Here is an 18,569-nt window from a genome sequence, read left to right on the forward strand (position 1 = left end):
GTCATGCGACCGAGGCCGATCTCGCGAGCATCGCACGCAGGTCCTCGAGGTAGCCGATGCCGAACACGGTGAGGCCGCCGACGGTGCGTGCCGTCGGCTGCGACTCCGGCGCGCACTGCACGGCGACCACCTCGACGCCGGCCGGTACCCGGCTCGCCGCCGAGCGCAGCGGACCGACCCCGCGTGCCGAGCCGGTGACGAGGAAGGCGAGCGAGAGCCCGTGCAGCGTCTCGGCCGCGCTCCGCGCGACGTCTGGCAGCGGCGCGACGCGGTCGTCGCGCTCGACGACGCAGAGGGCGTCGACGAGCCGGTCGCGGGAGACGGTCGGCAGCTCGCGCATCGCACCCGTGCGACCGGCGTGGCGCCCGGACACCACGAACGCGACGCTCCGCGCGTCCCGGATGGCGCGCGCCCCGACCGATGCCGCGGCGCCCACCGCGAGCTCGAACTCGGCGTCGTCGGTGTACGCGCCGGGCTCGCGGTCGAGCAGCACCATCAGCCGGCTTCGCCTCGACTCCTCGAACTGGCGCACCATGAACGTGCCGGTCTTCGCGCTCGACCGCCAGTGGATGTATCGGCGGTCATCGCCCGGCAGGTACTCGCGGAGCGCGTGGAACGCGATGTCGCTCGTCGTGAGGTCGCGGGTCGGCGATCCCTCGAGGTCGCGGATGAACCCCGTGCTGAGCGCCGACACCGCCACCGTGCGCGGGTGCACCCGGAGCTCGGCCGTGTCGGACCAGACGATCTCGCGCCGCATGAGCCCGATCGGGTCGGCGCGCACCGTCCGCGCCGGTCCGATCGGAACGATCCCGCGCCGTTCGGTCGGGATGCGGAGCACCTCGTCGACCGTGCCGCCGCGCGGCAGGCCCGGCAGCACGCGCTCGATCACCCGTTCGCCGACCGGGACCTCGAGCTGCACGCCGCCGAAGCGCCGCGGACCGGGGTTGCTCGCGACGAGGCGCGCCTCGGCGTGATCGCCGACGACGACGCGAGGCGTCGGCAACGACAGGCGGACCTCGCCGGCGCCGCGCCCGACGAGCCACAGCGCCGCGACCGCGACGAGCACGACGAAGGCCCAGCCGAGCGCGATGATCTCGACGAGCCCCCAGCTGTAGCCCACGACGAGCGAGACGGCCGCCGCTGCGGCGACGGACCAGCCGAGCGGCGTGACCACGCCGCGCACGGCGGCGGTCCACCGCATCGCCGCGCCGGCGGCGGCTCGACCGCCGAGCACCGCACGCGCGATGACGACCGCGAGCAGGCCCTGCTTCCGTGCCTCCTCGGGGATCGTCGTTCGCGTCGCGGAAAGGCTCACACGACCTGCTTCGTCGATGGCGGCGGGGTCTCGATGAGCACCTGCGCGACCAGGTTCGACGTCGTCACGCCGTCGAACTCGGCCTCGGGATCGAGGATGAGCCGGTGCGCGAGCACCGGCTCGGCGAGCGCTTTCACGTCGTCGGGCACGACGTAGTGCCGGCCGCGGCCGGCCGCATGCGTCTTCGCCGTCCGGATGAGCGCGAGCGCGCCGCGCACGCTCACGCCGAGTCGCACCTCGCGGGCCGTGCGGGTCGCGTCGACGAGGCGCGAGACGTAGTCGTGGATCGTCGGATCGACGTACACCGTGCGCGCGAGCGCTGCGAGGGCGACGACCTCTTCCGCGTCGACGACCGGCTCGACCCGCTGGTCGTGCGCGCGCTGGTCGGCCCCCTCGAGGATCCGGATCGTCGACGCGTGGTCGGGGTAGCCGATCGACGTGCGCATGACGAAGCGGTCGAGCTGGGCCTCGGGCAGCCGATAGGTGCCGGCCTGCTCGACCGGGTTCTGGGTGGCGATCACCATGAACGGGTGCCCGACGGGATGCGTCTGCCCGTCGACCGTGACCTGTCCCTCCTCCATCACCTCGAGGAGCGCCGACTGGGTCTTCGGGCTCGCCCGGTTGATCTCGTCCGCCAGCACGATGCTCGCGAACACCGGGCCGGGGTGGAACTCGAACACCCCCTCGCGCTGGTCGTACACCGTGACGCCCGTGATGTCGCCCGGCAGCAGGTCGGGCGTGAACTGCACGCGATTGCTCGTGCCCGACACCGACTGCGCCATCGCGCGGGCGAGCGAGGTCTTGCCGGTTCCCGGCACGTCATCGAGGAGCAGGTGGCCTTCGCTGAGGAGGGCGGTGAACGCGAGCCGCACGACGCGGTTCTTGCCGAGCAGCACCTCCTCCACGGCGCCGACCAGCCGGTCGAGCGTCGCAGCGAAGCCGGCGGCCTCGTCGGGGGTCATCGTCATTGCTTCTCCTCGTTCTTCGCCTCGTATCGCGCGCTCACGCCGGCGATCCTGACATCCAACCAGACCGTGTCCCCTGGCCCGGCCCCGACGATCTCGCAGCTCGTCGGGGTCTGCGCGGGGCGACCCCGCGCATCGCCGTCCACTCCGCAGCTGAATTCGACCGGGAGGCCAGAATTGTCGGGCGCGTCCGTCCACGACCACGTCGAGCGGCGGGAGTCCCACTGCCGGCTCGGCAGCGCGAACGTGAGGGTGGGCGACTCTCCGGCGGGCAGGATGTCCGACCAGCGTCCGCAGCTTCCCCAGACGGTGCACCCGCGCACCTGGAACCGGCCGGTCTCGCCGAAGTCGAACCGCTCGTTCAGCAGCTCCCGCAGCCAGCCGGATCCGCGGAACTCGCGCTTCGTTCCGGCGATCTGCGTCCCCTGCTCGTCGACGCCCACGATCTCGATCCGCGAGGCCGCGACGTCGACGTCGTCGATGTAGCGGTCCCAGACCTCCGGCCCGTTCCACGCCATCTCGCTGTCGACGCCGTCGACGCCCCCGGGGCCCGGCCGCACGACGGTCCCGGCGACCGCGGTGTGCGCGCACCCCGCCCGGTTGTAGCCCCAGACGATGAACGAGTAGCGGGTCGACTCCGCGGCAGTCCCCGAGAACCGCAGGCTGGATGCCTCGGGGCCGACGCGGACCGTCTCGGCGACGCTGCCTCCCGACGACGGCGGTACGACGCTGCCGGGCGCCGGCGAGGTGACCTGGCATGACTGCGCCCCGCTCGGAACCCCGGTCGCGCCGTCGACGAGCCGCTGCACGAAATAGCCCGCGACGGCGTCGCCGTTCGCCGCGAACGGCGACCAGGTGACGGTCACCGCGCCCGCGGCCGCGTCGCCCGCGACATCGATCGATCCGGCGACGGGCGGCCCGAAGGGCGTGCCGGCGGTCGATGCCGCAGTCCACACGGCGAGCGCGGGATACGCCTCGTTGCGTGCGCTGACGCTGACGGGTACCCGGCTGCCGTTCGCGAGGGCCTGCGAGTCGACGCGGCATTCGCTCGGCGTGCAGGCCGATGCCGCGGCCACCTCCGTCGCGACTCCGGCGACCGTGACCACGTACGAGTGCACGGGGCTCCCCGATCCCGTCGCGACCGGGTCCCATTCGATGCCGAGCCGCCCGTCCAGCGGGAGCGCGGTGAGGCCGCCGGGAGGGGCGGGGATGACGTCGGACCAGACGGGTCCGGGCGCGACCTGGGGATCGGAGAAGCCGATGCCGTTGCGCGCCCGGATGCGTACGTCGACGGCGTTCCCGCGGCCGTTGCCCGGGGTGTCGACGGTGCAGGTCGTGGCCTGGCACATCGTGGTGGCGAGCGCATCGCCCGTGCCGGGGTCGGTGAGCGCGATCTCGTAGCCCGTGATGGGCGAGTTGTTGAAACCGCCGGCCCCGAAGGCGACGTCGAGCGTGCCGTCGCCGAAGCCCGTCACGGTCGGCGCGACGACGGGATCCGGGCGGTCCTGGACCGAAACGGTCACGGAGCCCCAGGCTCGTCGCGACGCCTCGCCCGTCGCGTCCTCGACCTGATACCGCACCGTCGTGTTGACGGGCGGCGCATCGGCTGCCGCCGTCACGGTGAGCGTCGAACGATCGGCGCTCGGCGTGATCTCGATGCCGTCGCCGATTCCCTCGAGGTCGACGGCGACGACGCGCAGCGGCGTCTCGGGGAACGGGTTCGTCTCCTCGTCGTTCGCGAGCACGTCGATCGTCGTCGTCCGCCCGCGGGCTGCGATCGCCCGGTCGTCGATCGGGCTGGCGACGGGCTTCGTCGAGGGCACGACGCGCAGCTCGATGCGCCCGCCCGAGCCGGATCCCGACGCATCGGCGACGTCGACGACGACGGCGGACCGCGCGCCGATCGGGGTGTCGGCGCGCGCTGCGACCGTGAGCTCGTCGCCGTCGAGACGCACGTCGAAGCCCTCGGCCTGCGGCGGCAGCACACGGTAGCTGAGGTCCGCCGACGCCGTCGCGGCGGGCGGGCTCGTCAGTCGGCGCAGGTCGATCTGCTTCGTCTGGCCCGGCTCGAAGTCGATCACGGTGCCGGTGATGGCCGGCGGCTCGTCGTCGTTCGCACGCACTTCGATGGGGATCACGATCGTGCCCGTGCGCGCGGTCGGGTCATCGGGGCCGTCGCCGTCCGTCACGGTGAACGAGATCGAGGCCGGACCGGAGTAGCCCTGCTCGCTTCGGAACCTCAGGGTGTCGCGATCGACCACGAGCGAGGTCCCGTCGCTGTGCGAGGCGAGCACGCTCGCCTCGTCCGTGATGTGGACGGGCTTGCCGGACGCGGCGATGACGAAGTCGGCGAGTTCGAGTTCGACGCTCTCGCCGCTCGCGACCTCGACATCGGGCGCATCGGCGCGCAGCTGCGGCAGGGCGTCGTCTCGTCCGGGGACCCTGATGAAGGCATAGGCCACCAGGCTCGGGTCCTCCGGGTGACTCACGACGAACGGCACGACCCGTCGACGGTCTTCGATCTCGACCCTGATCGACCCGTCACGCAGCACCTGGGCGCCACGCCGGTACCCGTCGACGAGGTCGACGCCGACGTCGTCGACGTCGCCGTCGGCGAGGAAGACGTTCTCCAGCACCGGGACGACGACGGACTCCTCGCCGACGATGTCGGTGAGGCCGAGCACCGTGTCGGATGCCTCGGGCCGGGCGAGCGGGGCATCCGGGTCCGCGACCACCGTGAGGAAGGCCGTGGCCTGTCCGAGCGCCTCGTTCTCGATCGTGTAGATGAAGGAGGACTTGCCGGAGCCGGGCGGGACGTCGACCTCGATACGCCCCTCCTCGACGGTGCGGGCCGTCGCGTCGCCGCGGTTCCTCGTGACGCGGATGACGCGCAGATCGCCGCCACCGGGATCGGAGTCGTTGTCGAGCACCTGCACCGTCACAGTGCGGTCCGGACGCACGGTGACGAGGTCTTCGACCGCGATCGGGGCGGCAGGCCGGTCGACGCGCGGAGCGATGCCGACGCGCACCGTGCCCTCCGCGCGGGCACCGAGGGCGTCGACGACCGAGTAGGCGAATTCCTCGGTGCCGGACGCGTAGACGCCGGCCCGGTAGTCGAGCCAGTCCGGGCCCGTCGCTTCGACGACACCGCGTTCTGGATTCGACTGCTGGCCGAGCAGTTGCACGGAGTCGCCGTCGGGGTCGACGCCAGACAGCGGGACGGGGATGCGCACCTTCTCACCCGCGATGACGCGCGCCGTCACCGTCTCCGGTACGGGCGGTGTGTTCGTCTCGGGTTCGGCCTCGCGGACGGAGATCGTGACGACGGCATCGGCGACCTGGCCGCCCGACTCGATGCGGTAGCGCGCACGGTAGTCGCCCGCCACCTCGGGGGCGAAGTAGCGCAACCGTTCGCCCGACGCGAAGAGCAGTCCGGCGTCGGGCTCCTCCACGAGGTCGGGAACGAGTTCGAACGGCAGCCCGTCGGGCTGCTCGTCGTTCTCGAGCACGGGGATGTCGATGACGTCGCCCGTGCGCATCGAGATCGTGTCGGGCGCCGCGACCGGAGGCTGGGCGGCCTCGGGTTCCGGTATCTCGACCAGCGTCACCTGGCCGGCCGCCTCGGCGAGCCCGTTGCTGACCCGGTACCCGAACACGGTCGAGCCGGTCTCGAGCGGTGCGATGAGCGTCACCCGCAGCAGCCGGTGGTCGACGACCTCGACGCGGAATCCGTCGCCCGGCCGGGACCGCTCCGCATCCGTCACGACGAGGACGCCGCCGGTCGGGTCGATGTCGGTCGCGAGCACGTCGATGTCCGCCGGCTGCCCAACTCGCACGAAGGCCGTGTGCGGCACGGTGACCGGAGTGGTGTCGCGGTCGGGTGGCGCCTGCACCTCGACGCGGACGAAGCCCGTGGCCGGCGTGGCTCCGTCGGTGACGGTGTACTCGAGGTAGTGGGTGCCGATCTCGTCGCTCGTGAACCGGAAGGTGCCGCCGTCGTAGTCGGGGGTGATCGTCACGTCGGGCTTCGCCGGCACCGCGCTGAGCTCGACCCGGCCGCCGCCGCCTCGCACGTGACGCAGCGGATCGATGACGATCTCGCGGCCGGCCGTGGCCAGGGCGATGAACGGCTCGGCTTCGAGCGGGACGGCGCCGGCCGGATGCACGTCGACCTCGAGCGTGCCGACCGTCTCGTCCCGGCCGTCCGAGACGACGAGCGAGACCGTGCGGCCGTCGCCCGTCCCGCCGCGCTCGATGAACCCGACCGTGCCCTCGGCCGTCGACGAGACCTGATCGGGCTCCGCGACCTCGGCGCGCCGGAGGAACATCGGGTCGCCATCGGGATCGACCCAGTCGCCGAGCACCGCTGTCGACACCCGCTCGCCGACTCCGACGTCGGCACGGATCGATCGACGCTGGACCGGCGGCGCATTCTCCTCCGCGGCGCGTACCAAGACCGCCACCGAGGCCCGGCTCGAACCGCCGTGCCCGTCGTCGGCGGAGTAGTCGAAGCGCACGGTGCCCGCTGCGTCCGCATCGAGGGTCAGCTGGAGCTGCTGGTCGTCGGAGATGACGTCCAGCCGCGCCCACTCGGGCAGCTCCGCGTCCACCCCGGCGATCGCGAGCACGTCGCCGTTCGCGTCGTAATCGTTCAGGAGGACGGGCAGCACCGTCGTCCGGCCCGGTCGCGCGCCGAACTCGTCGTCCTCGGTGACGGGCGGCGTCCGGCGCTTCTCGATCTCGGGATCGCGGTCGGGGTCGTTGCGCTCGACCTCGCGATCATCGCGCTCGGCCTTCATCAGTCGCTGCCAGTCGTCGATGCGCTCGAAGCCGCGATCGGCGACCCAGGTCCGACCGTTGGCGCGGTCGTTGAGCACGATGGCCCGGCCGTTCTCGGCGAATGCGAGCTCGTCGCTCGCCGCGCCGAGTTCGACGGGCCGGTCGCCGTCGTCGCACGAGCGCCACGCCGAACCGCCGGCCCAGGCCGCGTACACGCAGCCCGAGTGCACGACGGGCGCCGCGGGCGTCCCGTCGAGATCCGTCACGGCCGAGCGCACTGCACCGCTGTCGAGATCAACCGCGACGAGCCCGCCTCGATGCGCGATCCAGACCTCATGGCCCTCGTCGGCCGGGACCTGCAGCCGAGGCGCCGCCGACGCACCGATCTCGTCGGCGAGCTCGACCCGGCGACCGTCGAGCTCGAGCACCCGGTCGTCCGCGTCGAAGACGGCCCAGCGACCACCGACCGAGGTCAGCTGCACCTCGTGGTCGGTCGGGAACGGTTCGAGCGACCAGTCGGCGGCGATCTGGTCGCCGTCGGCGGCCGAGACCTCCGCGAGGTCGCCGGTCGACGGCGTGTACGCGAACAGCAGGCCGGACGGCGCGGCCGAGATGACGGCGCCCGGTCCGAAGTTGAGATCGGAGTCCGCGCTCTCCTCGAAATCGGCGAAGTCGTCGATCGGGGTCGTCCAGAGCTCGCCGTCGGCGGCGATCACGACCTGGTCGCCCGCGAGCGCGATGGTCGAGGCATCGGGGGGAACCGGCACGGTGTCGGTGAGGGTCGAGTCCGCGGCGTCGACGACGCCGACGCTCGATCGGTCGGGGTCGAACACGAGCACGGTCGCGCCGCGCTGCACGATCGTCGAGCCGCCGCCCGTCTCGACCATCGAGTTGAGCTCGAGCGCGGCGGTGCTCGCGCGGCCGACCGACTGCAAGCGCTCGTTCGCGACCCAGACGGCGGCGTCGCCGAGCTCGACGCGCTGCGCCGCATACCCGCCGCTCGTGACCGCGATCGTGGCGACGACCGCGACGACGGCCGTGACCGCGGCCGCGGTGACGATGGCGGACCGATGACGACGCGGGATCGCGAGTCGCATCACCCGACCCCTTCGACATCGACGCAGCGCTCGGCGCTCGGCGTGCCCGGCTTCCCGTCGCGTGTGACGGTCACGCTCGCGCACACACGGTCGCGACCCGCCGCATCGACCGACAGGATCGTCGCGCGCTGGATCGGCGATGCCTCGCCGTCGACGAGCACGAGGTACGCGTCACCTTGGCGGAGACCCGGATCGCTCCACTCGAACGTCACCTCTTCGCCCGCGGCGGCGCCGCGCAGATCGGTGACGACCGGAATCGTTCTGGTGTTCTGGATCACCGTCGCGATGCCCGCCCCGACGAGCGCGACGAGCAGCACGGCCGCGATCGAGATGCCCCATGCGAGTCGGCGAGCGGTGGGTGGTGTCGATCGCGCGCGACCCGCGGTCGTCTCCGCCGACGCCGGATCGACGGTGGTTCGCGCGGCTGATCGCCGACGACGCCGCGCCTGGTCGATGCCGGAGCGGGCGGGACTCACGCGGGTCCGCTCGTCGAGGTCGACGGCGGTCGCGAGCGCCCAGTCGTCCATGGCCACCTCGATCGGCGTCTGCGGGAGCCCGAGCTCCTCCTCCACGGCCTGCAGGTCGCGGATGAACTCGAGCGCCCCGGACTGTCGCGCCTTCGGCTGCTTCGACATCGCCCGGGCGAGCACCGCCTCGAGGCTCGCCGGCACGTCGATGCGGCCGGTCGGCGCGAGCTTCGACTTCCCGATGCGTGCCGTGATCGCCTGCGGCGAGTTGTCGCCGCCTGGGACCTCGAACGGGCTCCGCCCGGCGAGCAGCGAGTAGACCGTCGCTCCGAGGGCCCAGACCTCGCTCGCGACGGTGCCGCTGGTCTCGTCGCGGAGCACCTCGGGTGCCGACCACGGCACCGAGAGTCCGACCGCCTCGGTGGTCTCGGCCTGGCCGAGCGTTGCCGCGATGCCGAAGTCGCTGAGCACCGGGTGACCGTACGCGGTCGTCAGGATGTTCGACGGCTTGATGTCGCGATGCAGCACACCGGATCGGTGGGCCGTCTCGACGGCGCTCGCGACGCGCACCCCGATCGAGAGCACCTCACCGAGCGGCAGTTGCACGGCACGGTAGCGCTGGCCGATCGAAGCCGAGCAGTACTCCATCACGAGATACGGGCGTCCGTCGGCGGCAACGCTCGCCTGGTACACCGTGAGGATCGAGGGGTGCGAGCTCAGCTGGGCCATCAGATTCGCCTCGGCCTGGAACATCTGCCGGAGGTCGTCGTTGACCACGCCGGCGAGCAGCACCTTCACGGCGACGAGCCGGCGCGGCATGTTCTGCTCGTAGAGGAACACGTCGGCGAAGCCGCCCGAACCGAGCACGCGGATGAACTCGAAGCCCGGAAGGGTCGGCGGGGTGGACGGCAGTCGTCGCGACACGATCCTCCCAGTGCTCATCGGGACAGCGCTCATCGGGACGGCGCGGCAGGGTTCGGTGCCGACGTGGGCCCGCTGCCCCCCATTGTAGGTCGCCGCGGGCGCACCGCCGCGGGGCGGTCAGGCCCTCGCGGTCTCACCTGCGTCGTCGTCGTGCTCGCCGGGCTCGGACGGGGGCGGAACGACCTCGACGACGTCGATCACGACGACCGTCACGTTGTCGCGCCCGCCGTTTCCGAGCGCGGCGTCGACCAGCTGGGTGGCGGCCTTCTCGGCCTTCGGATTGGCGACGAGGAAGTGGCGGATGCCGTAGGACGTGAGCTCCTTCGTGAGCCCGTCGGAGCAGACGAGCAGCCGCATGCCCTCCTCGACGGCGATCGCCCGATAGTCGGGGATGGGCGCCTCGTGGAATCCGACCGCCCGCGTGATGACGTTCGAGTGCGGGTGCGTGTCGGCCTCTTCGCGCGTGATCTGCCCGGCATCGACGAGCTCCTGCACGATCGAGTGGTCGACCGTGAGCTGCTCGAGGACGCCGCCGACGAGGCGGTAGACCCGCGAGTCTCCGATGTTGAAGACGATCCATGCCGGTTCGCCCGAGATGAGCCCGAGGGCCGCGCCGGTCACCGTGGTCCCGCTGCCCTCGTCGGTGACGCCGGCGCCCCGCCCCATGTCCTGCACGGCGCGATGCAGCGACGCGTCGATCTCGGCCGTGCCGATGACCGGCTTGCCGCCGTGCTCGGCGAGCCGCGTCACGACGGCGGCGCTCGCGAAATCGCCCGCCGCATGTCCGCCCATGCCGTCCGCCACCGCGAAGACGGGTGCCTGCGCCACGTAGCTGTCCTCATTGACCTCGCGCCGCAGGCCGGTGTCGGTGATCGCGGCCCACGCGAGGGTGATCTCGGTGCCGTCGGGCAGCGCGATCCGATGGCGCGCGTTGCCGTTGCCTATCTGCGTCACGTGTTCGGCCTGTCTCGCGTGGGGTGATCGACTCCGGGGGGTGGGAGGATCTCGACGATCGTATCGTCTCCGAGATCGAGGCTCATGCCCGGCACGACGACGATCGACTCGCCCGCACGCAATCGCCGGGGCGCGCGCGGCCCGATCACGGTCGTGCCGTTCGTCGAGCGCAGGTCGCTCGCGACCAGACGTGCGCCCTCGACCCTGAGCTCGAGGTGGGTCGACGAGACGATCCTGCCCGGCGAGTCGACGGCGATGAGCCGGGGCACGCCGTGGACGCCCGGGATCCTCGGGGCACCGGGCCTCCGGCCGATGAGCACCGAGCCATGCGGCACGAACGGGTCTCCCCCGGCCACGCGCACCTGCGGGAGCGCGGGGGCCGGGAGCTCCGGGGCCGACCCCGCGATCGTGCCATCCGGTCCCGTGCCGCCGTCCTCGGCGTCGATGGCCGCCGCGCTCGCGCTGTAGATCGTGTCCGCGTCGGCCGAGGCGACGGCGCGCTGCCATTCGACGGCGGACGCTCGCAGCCTCGCCCGCGCGTGCGCGACGACCGTGCCACCCGTGACGGGTTCGAGCACGGATGCGGCGCCGGTGAGTCGAACGGCCGACACGTCGTGGAACTCCGCGAGATGCCAGGGCTTGATGCCTCGCCCGTCGAATCGTCGACTGCCGCCGGGCGACTCGAGGTCGACGACCGCTCCCCCGCGCACGACGGCGGTCACGGATCCGGGGTCGTCGCCCATCCACCACACGAGCGCGAAATCCTGCTCGTCGTCATCGAGCCGCGCCGGGATCGCAGCCACGAGCGACTCGAGCGCCAGCCCGTGGTCGGCGGCGACACCGGCGAGCGCCGCGAGGACGTCATCGGCTGCGGGGGCGGCGAGCACGACGACGAAGCGCTCGCCGACGATGGCGTCCCAGGCTGCGGCGCCCGGGATCGCGTGGCTCGACACCGTCCCTCGTGGCATGTCGTCCAGTCTTCCACCGACCGGACCGCGCCGCGCGACGCGCAACCACCGGCCGAGGCCGCGGCGCACGCCCGAGATGGACCTCGATTACCAGCCAGCACCATGGAATCAGTCGTGAATGGCTCGAGAATCGACGGAATCACTTGCCAGAGGCATCCTTCACTGTCACAATCGAGCCATGACGAACGCAGGTCGTTCCAACGGGCATCGACCCGTGCAGCTCGACGAGGTGTCGAAGGCGATCATCGAGCAGCTGCAGGCCGATGGCCGTCGGTCGTACGCCGACATCGGCAAGGCGGTCGGACTGTCCGAGGCGGCCGTGCGCCAGCGCGTGCAACGACTCACCGAGTCGGGGGTGATGCAGATCGTCGCGGTCACCGACCCCATGCAGCTCGGCTTCACCCGGCAGGCGATGATCGGCATCCGCGCGTCCGGCGACACCCGCGTCCTGGCCGAACAGCTGGGCGAGATCCCCGAGATCGACTACGTCGTGCTCACCGCGGGCAGCTTCGACCTGCTCGCCGAGGTGGTGTGCGAGAACGACGAGGAACTCATCACCCTGCTCAACACGCGCATCCGCAGCCTCGACGGCGTGAACGCGACCGAGACGTTCGTCTACCTCAAGCTCCAGAAGCAGTTCTACAACTGGGGCACTCGCTAAGAAGGGAAGAACATGACCGACACGGTCTACGACAACGCTGCACTGCAGCAACAGGCGAAGGACCATCTCTGGATGCACTTCGCCCGGCAGTCCACGATGGAGACCTCGGGCGTGCCGATCATCACCCGCGGCGAGGGCCACCGCGTCTTCGACATCAACGGCAAGAGCTACATCGACGGCCTCGCGGGACTCTTCGTGGTCAACGCCGGCCACGGCCGCAAGCGTCTCGCGCAGGCGGGCGCCAAGCAGGCGGAGGAGCTCGCGTTCTTCCCGATCTGGTCGTACGCGCACCCGAAGGCGATCGAGCTCGCCGACCGCCTCGCCGGCTACGCACCCGGCGACCTCAACCACGTGTTCTTCTCGACCGGCGGCGGCGAGGCGGTCGAGACCGCCTACAAGCTCGCGAAGAACTACTGGAAGCTCATGGGCAAGCCGAGCAAGTACAAGGTCATCTCGCGCGCCCTCGCGTACCACGGCACGCCGCAGGGCGCTCTCGCCGTGACCGGACTGCCGATCAAGGCGCCGTTCGAGCCGATCACCCCCGGTGGCCTGCGCGTGCCGAACACGAACTTCTACCGCGCCGCCGACATGGGCGCGCCGACCGAGAGCGAAGAGGCGTTCGGCATCTGGGCTGCCAACCGCATCGAGGAGCAGATCCTCATGGAGGACCCCGACACCGTCGCGGCCGTCTTCCTCGAGCCCGTGCAGAACTCCGGCGGGTGCTTCCCGCCGCCCGCCGGTTACTTCCAGCGCGTGCGCGAGATCTGCGACAAGTACGACGTGCTGCTCGTCTCGGACGAGGTCATCTGCGCCTTCGGCCGCATCGGCCACATGTTCGCCTGCGACGAGTACGGCTACGTGCCCGACATGATCACCTGCGCCAAGGCGATGACCTCGGGCTACGCCCCGATGGGCGCGACGATCATCAACGAGCGCATCTACGAGCCGTTCTCGAAGGGCGACACGACCTTCTACCACGGCTACACCTGGGCGGGTCACCCGGTCTCGGCCGCGGTCGCACTGGAGAACCTCGACATCTTCGAAGAGGAGCACCTCCTCGAGCACGTGCGGGAGAACTCGCCGTTGTTCCGCGCCGAGCTCGAGAAGCTCAGCGACCTGCCGATCGTCGGCGACGTGCGCGGTGCCGGCTACTTCTTCGCCGTCGAGCTCGTGAAGGACAAGGCCACGCGCGAGACCTTCAACGAGGACGAGTCCGAGCGGCTGCTCCGCGGCTTCCTCTCGACGGCGCTGTTCGACGCCGGCCTCTACTGCCGCGCCGACGACCGAGGCGATCCCGTGATCCAGCTCTCGCCGCCGCTCACGATCGGCGTGCCCGAGTTCCAGGAGATCGAGCAGATCCTCCGGAGCGTGCTGACCGAGGCGTCGAACCGCATCTGATCGCTGCCCCTTCGTCCTTCGAACCCGGTGGCGGGCTCCCGTGAGTCCGCCACCGGGTTCGTCGTCTTCGGCCGTCACGCCTCATCGAGTCGCGGGGGTCGAGTGAACGCCCAGTCCGGCAGCGCTCCCGTGCCGAGGTAGTGTTCGAGCAGCCGAGCCATCGAGTAGTCGGGGTCCGCAGTGAGCACGGCGTCGAGCAGCGCACCGGCGGCCGATCCGCGCCCGAGCGCCCAGCAGAGCCATGCGGCGATGCAGAGCGGGCCCGAGCGATGGCTCGCCGGGGCGTCTGCGACGACCTCGCGCACGACGACGAGTGCGCGCTCGAGCCGCGCGCGATCCGGTTGCAGGCCAGTCCTGCCGAGCATGAGCCGCGAGAGGAACTCGCTGACCTCGAGCCCCGGGCCGTGCCCGGCGAACTCTCGGCGGATGAGCGCATCGACCGACTCGCCCTGGGCCTCTGCGCGTTCGGCGAGGTCGACGGCGTCGTCGTGCGCCGCGGCGCCGACGACGGGGCCGAAGGCGAACTGCAGCATCATCCCGTCGCGGAACACCGGTCGCGAAGCGAGGTGCAGGAACCACGCCCGCCGCAGCGCCGAGGACGCCCGCGGTGCGAGCAGCCGTTCGACGAGCTCGACGGGGTCGACGTCGTCGCCCAGCGCACGGAAGATCGTGTCGCCGGCGTCGGCTCGATCGATCCGTCGCAGCTCGCGCGCGATCGCCGCGGCGCGGTGCTCGTCGGGTTCCGGCAGCCTCGCCGGCGCCCACGGCCCCTCGGCGAGCTCGTCGTGCGGATGGAGGCCGCGCGCCGGCACGACGTCGAGCTCCTCGAGCGGCCGCCCGCCGGACGGCAGCTCTGCGTCGAGGAAGGACCCCCAACCGTCGGCGGCACGGCAGAGCGCGTCGCGCACGCCGAAGCCGGCTTCCGCGGCGCGACGGCACAGCAGTTCGACGAGCCTCCGTTCGGGCGCGCCGCCGTGGTCGGCGAACCCCTCGTCGGTGTAGACGACCGGTGCGATCGCATCGACGCCCGGCATCCTGCACAGGGACGAGATGACGGCCGAGACGAGCGCAGTGCGATCGCGCGACCGGCGTGGCAGGTCGTGACGCAGGACGCCGAGGGTGCGGCGCCCCTCGAACGCGACGCACACGAGCGACTGCGCCGGCATGAAGCCTGCGAGCCTCGGCACGAGGGCGAGGAACTCTTGCGCCGAACCGGCGCGGATGATCGTGGTCATGGACCGAGACTGGCTGCCGTCGACCACTTGAGGCTCGCCGCGCAGGTTCGGTCGCCGCCCACGGAGGTGTGGAGGACGGGACGGCCACCCGTCCTCGACCGTCGCGGCCTCACTCGGGTGTTCCGCGATGTCTGAATTCCGCGAGCCGCCGTCAGCGGCCGCAGTTACGCTCGACGCATGACCAACGAGTACCTCATCCGCCTCGACAGCCCGATCGGCCGGCTCGAGGTCGTCGCCGACGATGCGGCCGTGACCGCGCTGACGATCGAACGAGACGGCGTCCTCCCCCGCGACGGCGAGCCCGAGCGCTCCAATCCCGTCCTCGAACACGCGAGGCGCGAGCTCGACGAGTACTTCGCCGGCACGCGCACCGAATTCGACGTGCCCGTCCGGTGGCACGGCACCCCGTTCCAGGAGTCGGTGTGGCGCGAGCTCTCGAGACTCGGCTGGGGCGAGGCGACCTCGTACGGATCGCTGGCCGCGGCCGTCGGCCGGCCCGGCGCGTCGCGTGCGATCGGTGGTGCGGTGGGGGCCAATCCGGTGCCGATCCTCGTCGGCTGCCATCGCGTGCTCGCGGCCGACGGCCGGATCACCGGCTACTCGGCCGGTGAGGGCATCCCGACCAAGCTCTGGCTGCTCGGGCACGAGCGCATCGGCTTCGCCGCGTGAGCGTCATCCCCCGCCCCGACGTCGTCGTCGGCGACGACGGTCGTGCCCGCTGCGCGTGGGGCGCGAGCGACCCCGAGTACCGCCGCTACCACGACGAGGAGTGGGGCACGCCGCAACACGATCCGGTACGGCTCTACGAGAAGGTCTGCCTCGAGGGATTCCAGGCCGGACTGTCGTGGATCACGATCCTGCGCCGCCGCGAGGCGTTCCGGGAGGTGTTCCACGGATTCGATCCCGCACGCGTGGCGGAGATGACCGACCACGATGTCGAGCGCCTGCTCGGGGACGCCCGCATCATCCGGCACCGCGGCAAGATCCGGGCGACGATCACGAACGCCCGCGCCACCCTCGCCCTCGATCGCTCCCTCGACGAGCTGCTCTGGGGGTTCGCACCGCCACCGCGAACGATCGCGCCGGCCTCGTTCGCCGAGGTCCCGGCGACGACGCCGGAGTCCATCGCCATGAGCCGAGAACTGCGCCGCCGCGGGTTCGCCTTCGTAGGCCCGACCACGATGTACGCGCTCATGCAGGCCGCGGGAATGGTCGACGATCACGTCGCCGGCTGCTTCAGGGCGAGGCATCACGGCGGCGCCTGACGGCCGCCGGGCCGGGCGCGCGGCACGCCCCTGAGATCCTTGACACCGTCGAATCCCGCAGGCTACGTTGAGCCCACTTCGGGGGACAGGCAACGACGCCCGGACCATCGATCCGAAGCCGCTCGCCGGCTGGGCGAGCGGAGACGCTCATCACAGAAGGAGCACTGCATGCGATTCACGAGAACGCTCGCGCTGGCCGCCACCGCGGCTGCCGCGCTCACTGTCGGCACGGTCATCCCGGCTGCCGGCGCAACCCCGCTCGATTCCGACGTCCCCTCCTACCAGGAGTTCGCGGCATCGACGTACCGAGACATCGACGGCGGCTACATCGTCAACGGAGACGAACTGATCTCGGGCCAGAGCGACCTGCGGTCGTTCTACGAGCAGCTCGTCGGACCCGAGACGCCGACCGACGGCCTCATCGTCAACACGGTCAACGGCGCCGACGACAAGTGGTCCGCTTCGCAGGTGGGCAACCTCACCTATTGCGTCAGCACGAAGTTCGGCACTCGTCACGCCGACGTCGTCAGTGCGATGGCGAGCGGCGCCGCCCTTTGGGAGTCCGCGTCGTCGAAGATCGACTTCGTCTACGTGAGCAGCGCCGACAGCCAGTGCACGACGCGCAACAAGTCGGTCCTGTTCTCGGTCGAGCCGGTGCAGACCTCGCAGTACATCGCTCGCGCCTTCTTCCCGAGCTCGCCCGACCGACAGCAGAACGTGCTCATCGACGACTCGATCTGGAGCTCGGGCGCTTGGACGCCGACCAACATCCTCGGCCACGAGCTCGGACACACCCTCGGCTTCCGGCACGAGCACACGCGCCCCGAATCGGGCACGTGCTTCGAAGACAACAACTGGCGTCCGCTGACGCCGTACGACTCGGCGTCGATCATGCACTACCCGCAGTGCAACGGCTCGTCCGACGACCTGTCCATGACGAGCAGCGACCGCGCGGGCGTCGTCGCACTCTACGGCAACTGAGACACCGCTTCTGAGGTCTCCCGTCTGAGTCCGCTGGGTCCGGTCGTGTTCGACCGGACCCAGCGGTCAGCTCGAGGCGATGCGCAACGGGCCCGCCCCGGTCTTCCTCCTCGTGCACGGTGCGCGGTGGCGGGCCACAGGGCGCGGCTGCACGCGTCAGTGGTGCAGGAAGCCGTCGCACTCGCGAGATGGCGGACCCGCGATCGCGAGGCGGCGATTCAGGCGACGAGTTCGACCTCGCGCGGCTGGGTCGCCCCGCGGTCTTCGCCGAGCCGCATCGAGAACCCCTCGACCTCTGCCCAGTCGATCAGGTCGTCGACGGTGGCGAGTTCGGGGCGCCGAGCGAGCACGGCCCGCGTGAAGCGCCCCTTCGCCTGCTTGTTGAAGTGGTTGAGGGCGCGCTTGCGGCCGGCGCCGTCGATCGAGACGACGCGCACGTACACGCTGTCCCGGCGGGCGGGCGCCGGGCCGAGCTCCGCATAGCCCTCCGACCGGAGGTCGATGATCAGACCGGGTTCGCGCTCCAGCACGCCGGCGAGGTGATCGCGCCAGAACGACTTGAGGCGCACGCCGGGCACTCGCGAGTCGTGCGAGAGCCGATATGCGGGAATCGGGTCGAGCGCACCGACGAGGCCGAAGAGTGCGGAATGCACGATGACCGTGCGAGCGGCGAACTCGCGAGCCGCGTCGTCGAGCGTCGGCGCGTCGAGGGCGTCGAAGAGCACGCCGGTGTAGCGGTCGATCGCGGGCATCGTCGGGGCCGTGGCGAGCTCGCGGTTGCGCGCGACCTCGGCGGCTTGGCGCGGTCCGAGCTTGAGCGCCCGCATCGTCGCGTCGTGGTCGGCCGCGAGGTCGACGAGAGCGCTGGTCAGCTGCTCCCGCGGCTCTCGGAGGCCGTCGAAGGAGAGCGCGCCGAGCGACAATGGCGCACCGGGGCCGCCGTCGCGCTTCGTCTCGGACGGCGGGAGAAGCAGCAGCACTACGAACCGATGAATGCGAGTGCGGCTTCGACGTTCGTGCCCAGCGATTCGATGCTGTCGATGGTGACGCGCGGAAGCGCCGACGACGGGCCGGTCCAGGCGGCGTAGCCCTCGAGGCTCTGCTCGACGGCTCGCCAGGTGGTCTCCTCGAGATGCGGCAGGCCGCGCTCGCGCTTCTCGAGCCTCGAGCGGTGCAGCGCCTCGTCGGAGCAGACGACCTCGATCACCCGGAGCCGGGCGTCGGTGCGGGCTGCGAGGTCCCGCCACTGCAGTCGCGCCGCCTCCGCGGCGTTCACCGCGTCGACGATGACGGTTCGGCCGGAGGCGAGCTCCTTCTCGGCGATCTCCTCGGCGACCAGGTACGCGGCGAGGCCGGTGGGCTGGTCGGCGTCGATCCCGGCCTTCAGAATGGCCGACTCGATCGGGTCGACCGACACGACCGTGGCGCCGAGGCGGGCGCCGACGATCTGGGCGATCGTCGACTTGCCCGCACCCGGCAGCCCGGCCATGACGATGAGCTGGGTGACGCTCAGGTCACCGAACTGACGGTCGAACGGTTGCTCCCCCGGCATCCGCTCCC

The 18,569-nt window shown here is 71.4% G+C and carries 14 protein-coding genes; 5 read left to right on the forward strand and 9 right to left on the reverse strand.

Annotated elements, in window-relative coordinates; genetic code table 11:
• Position 1: 1 nt before the first annotated feature.
• The 6 genes from ACFWGP_RS13225 to ACFWGP_RS13250 all read right to left on the reverse strand — a co-directional run bounded on the left by ACFWGP_RS13225 (position 2) and on the right by ACFWGP_RS13250 (position 11,469).
• Positions 2-1,315, reverse strand: a complete 1,314-nt coding sequence (locus ACFWGP_RS13225; RefSeq protein WP_376931112.1) for a DUF58 domain-containing protein — start codon at positions 1,313-1,315, stop codon at positions 2-4.
• The gene (locus ACFWGP_RS13230; protein WP_231431462.1) at positions 1,312-2,283 is read right to left on the reverse strand and encodes a MoxR family ATPase; all 972 of its coding nucleotides are present in this window, start codon (positions 2,281-2,283) and stop codon (positions 1,312-1,314) included. The genes ACFWGP_RS13225 and ACFWGP_RS13230 overlap by 4 nt, the downstream gene beginning before the upstream one ends.
• Positions 2,280-8,156, reverse strand: coding sequence for an Ig-like domain-containing protein (locus ACFWGP_RS13235; protein WP_376931113.1), 5,877 nt, complete (start codon positions 8,154-8,156; stop codon positions 2,280-2,282). Before ACFWGP_RS13235 ends, ACFWGP_RS13230 begins: the two co-directional genes overlap by 4 nt.
• Positions 8,156-9,547 carry a serine/threonine-protein kinase gene (locus ACFWGP_RS13240; RefSeq protein ID WP_231431464.1) on the reverse strand — a complete coding sequence of 464 codons (1,392 nt, stop codon included), beginning with the start codon at positions 9,545-9,547 and terminating at the stop codon, positions 8,156-8,158. Before ACFWGP_RS13240 ends, ACFWGP_RS13235 begins: the two co-directional genes overlap by 1 nt.
• Positions 9,548-9,664: 117 nt before the next feature.
• A complete protein-coding gene (locus ACFWGP_RS13245) occupies positions 9,665-10,501 on the reverse strand; it encodes a PP2C family serine/threonine-protein phosphatase (RefSeq protein ID WP_231431465.1) in 837 nt (278 codons plus the stop codon).
• The gene (locus tag ACFWGP_RS13250; protein ID WP_376931114.1) at positions 10,498-11,469 is read right to left on the reverse strand and encodes an FHA domain-containing protein; all 972 of its coding nucleotides are present in this window, start codon (positions 11,467-11,469) and stop codon (positions 10,498-10,500) included. The genes ACFWGP_RS13245 and ACFWGP_RS13250 overlap by 4 nt, the downstream gene beginning before the upstream one ends.
• A gap of 178 nt (positions 11,470-11,647) precedes the next feature.
• On the opposite strand from ACFWGP_RS13250, the gene ACFWGP_RS13255 reads away from it, so the two are divergent.
• Both ACFWGP_RS13255 and ACFWGP_RS13260 read left to right on the forward strand, forming a co-directional pair.
• Positions 11,648-12,130 carry an Lrp/AsnC family transcriptional regulator gene (locus tag ACFWGP_RS13255; protein ID WP_231431467.1) on the forward strand — a complete coding sequence of 161 codons (483 nt, stop codon included), beginning with the start codon at positions 11,648-11,650 and terminating at the stop codon, positions 12,128-12,130.
• Between the two features lie 12 nt (positions 12,131-12,142).
• A complete protein-coding gene (locus tag ACFWGP_RS13260) occupies positions 12,143-13,528 on the forward strand; it encodes an aspartate aminotransferase family protein (protein WP_231431468.1) in 1,386 nt (461 codons plus the stop codon).
• A 74-nt stretch (positions 13,529-13,602) separates the two neighbouring features.
• Here ACFWGP_RS13260 and ACFWGP_RS13265 read toward each other — a convergent pair whose 3' ends face one another.
• Positions 13,603-14,763, reverse strand: a complete 1,161-nt coding sequence (locus ACFWGP_RS13265) for a DUF4192 family protein (protein ID WP_376931115.1) — start codon at positions 14,761-14,763, stop codon at positions 13,603-13,605.
• A 177-nt stretch (positions 14,764-14,940) separates the two neighbouring features.
• On the opposite strand from ACFWGP_RS13265, the gene ACFWGP_RS13270 reads away from it, so the two are divergent.
• From ACFWGP_RS13270 to ACFWGP_RS13280, 3 genes are all read left to right on the forward strand, one after another.
• Positions 14,941-15,432 carry a methylated-DNA--[protein]-cysteine S-methyltransferase gene (locus ACFWGP_RS13270; protein WP_231431470.1) on the forward strand — a complete coding sequence of 164 codons (492 nt, stop codon included), beginning with the start codon at positions 14,941-14,943 and terminating at the stop codon, positions 15,430-15,432.
• A 5-nt stretch (positions 15,433-15,437) separates the two neighbouring features.
• Positions 15,438-16,028 carry a DNA-3-methyladenine glycosylase I gene (locus ACFWGP_RS13275; protein ID WP_231432361.1) on the forward strand — a complete coding sequence of 197 codons (591 nt, stop codon included), beginning with the start codon at positions 15,438-15,440 and terminating at the stop codon, positions 16,026-16,028.
• Positions 16,029-16,196: 168 nt separating this feature from the next.
• Complete coding sequence (locus ACFWGP_RS13280; protein WP_231431471.1) at positions 16,197-17,009, forward strand: M57 family metalloprotease; 813 nt, start codon at positions 16,197-16,199, stop codon at positions 17,007-17,009.
• A 218-nt stretch (positions 17,010-17,227) separates the two neighbouring features.
• On the opposite strand, the gene ACFWGP_RS13285 is transcribed toward ACFWGP_RS13280, so the two are convergent.
• Both ACFWGP_RS13285 and ACFWGP_RS13290 read right to left on the reverse strand, forming a co-directional pair.
• Complete coding sequence (locus ACFWGP_RS13285; RefSeq protein ID WP_376931116.1) at positions 17,228-17,989, reverse strand: YaaA family protein; 762 nt, start codon at positions 17,987-17,989, stop codon at positions 17,228-17,230.
• Positions 17,989-18,561, reverse strand: a complete 573-nt coding sequence (locus ACFWGP_RS13290) for an ATP-binding protein (RefSeq protein WP_231431473.1) — start codon at positions 18,559-18,561, stop codon at positions 17,989-17,991. Before ACFWGP_RS13290 ends, ACFWGP_RS13285 begins: the two co-directional genes overlap by 1 nt.
• Between the last annotated feature and the right edge of the window lie 8 nt (positions 18,562-18,569).

This window comes from Agromyces sp. NPDC127015, from assembly GCF_042725165.1.
GTDB lineage: Bacteria > Actinomycetota > Actinomycetes > Actinomycetales > Microbacteriaceae > Agromyces > Agromyces chromiiresistens.

Excerpts from the sequence above, each read along its gene's own strand:
- ACFWGP_RS13270 (WP_231431470.1), top strand. The coding sequence starts at position 14,941 with ATGACCAACGAGTACCTCATCCGCCTCGACAGCCCGATCGGCCGGCTC.
- ACFWGP_RS13290 (WP_231431473.1), bottom strand. The coding sequence starts at position 18,561 with ATGCCGGGGGAGCAACCGTTCGACCGTCAGTTCGGTGACCTGAGCGTC.
- ACFWGP_RS13255 (WP_231431467.1), top strand. The coding sequence starts at position 11,648 with ATGACGAACGCAGGTCGTTCCAACGGGCATCGACCCGTGCAGCTCGAC.
- ACFWGP_RS13280 (WP_231431471.1), top strand. The coding sequence starts at position 16,197 with ATGCGATTCACGAGAACGCTCGCGCTGGCCGCCACCGCGGCTGCCGCG.
- ACFWGP_RS13230 (WP_231431462.1), bottom strand. The coding sequence starts at position 2,283 with ATGACGATGACCCCCGACGAGGCCGCCGGCTTCGCTGCGACGCTCGAC.
- ACFWGP_RS13260 (WP_231431468.1), top strand. The coding sequence starts at position 12,143 with ATGACCGACACGGTCTACGACAACGCTGCACTGCAGCAACAGGCGAAG.
- ACFWGP_RS13265 (WP_376931115.1), bottom strand. The coding sequence starts at position 14,763 with ATGACCACGATCATCCGCGCCGGTTCGGCGCAAGAGTTCCTCGCCCTC.
- ACFWGP_RS13235 (WP_376931113.1), bottom strand. The coding sequence starts at position 8,156 with ATGCGACTCGCGATCCCGCGTCGTCATCGGTCCGCCATCGTCACCGCG.
- ACFWGP_RS13250 (WP_376931114.1), bottom strand. The coding sequence starts at position 11,469 with ATGCCACGAGGGACGGTGTCGAGCCACGCGATCCCGGGCGCCGCAGCC.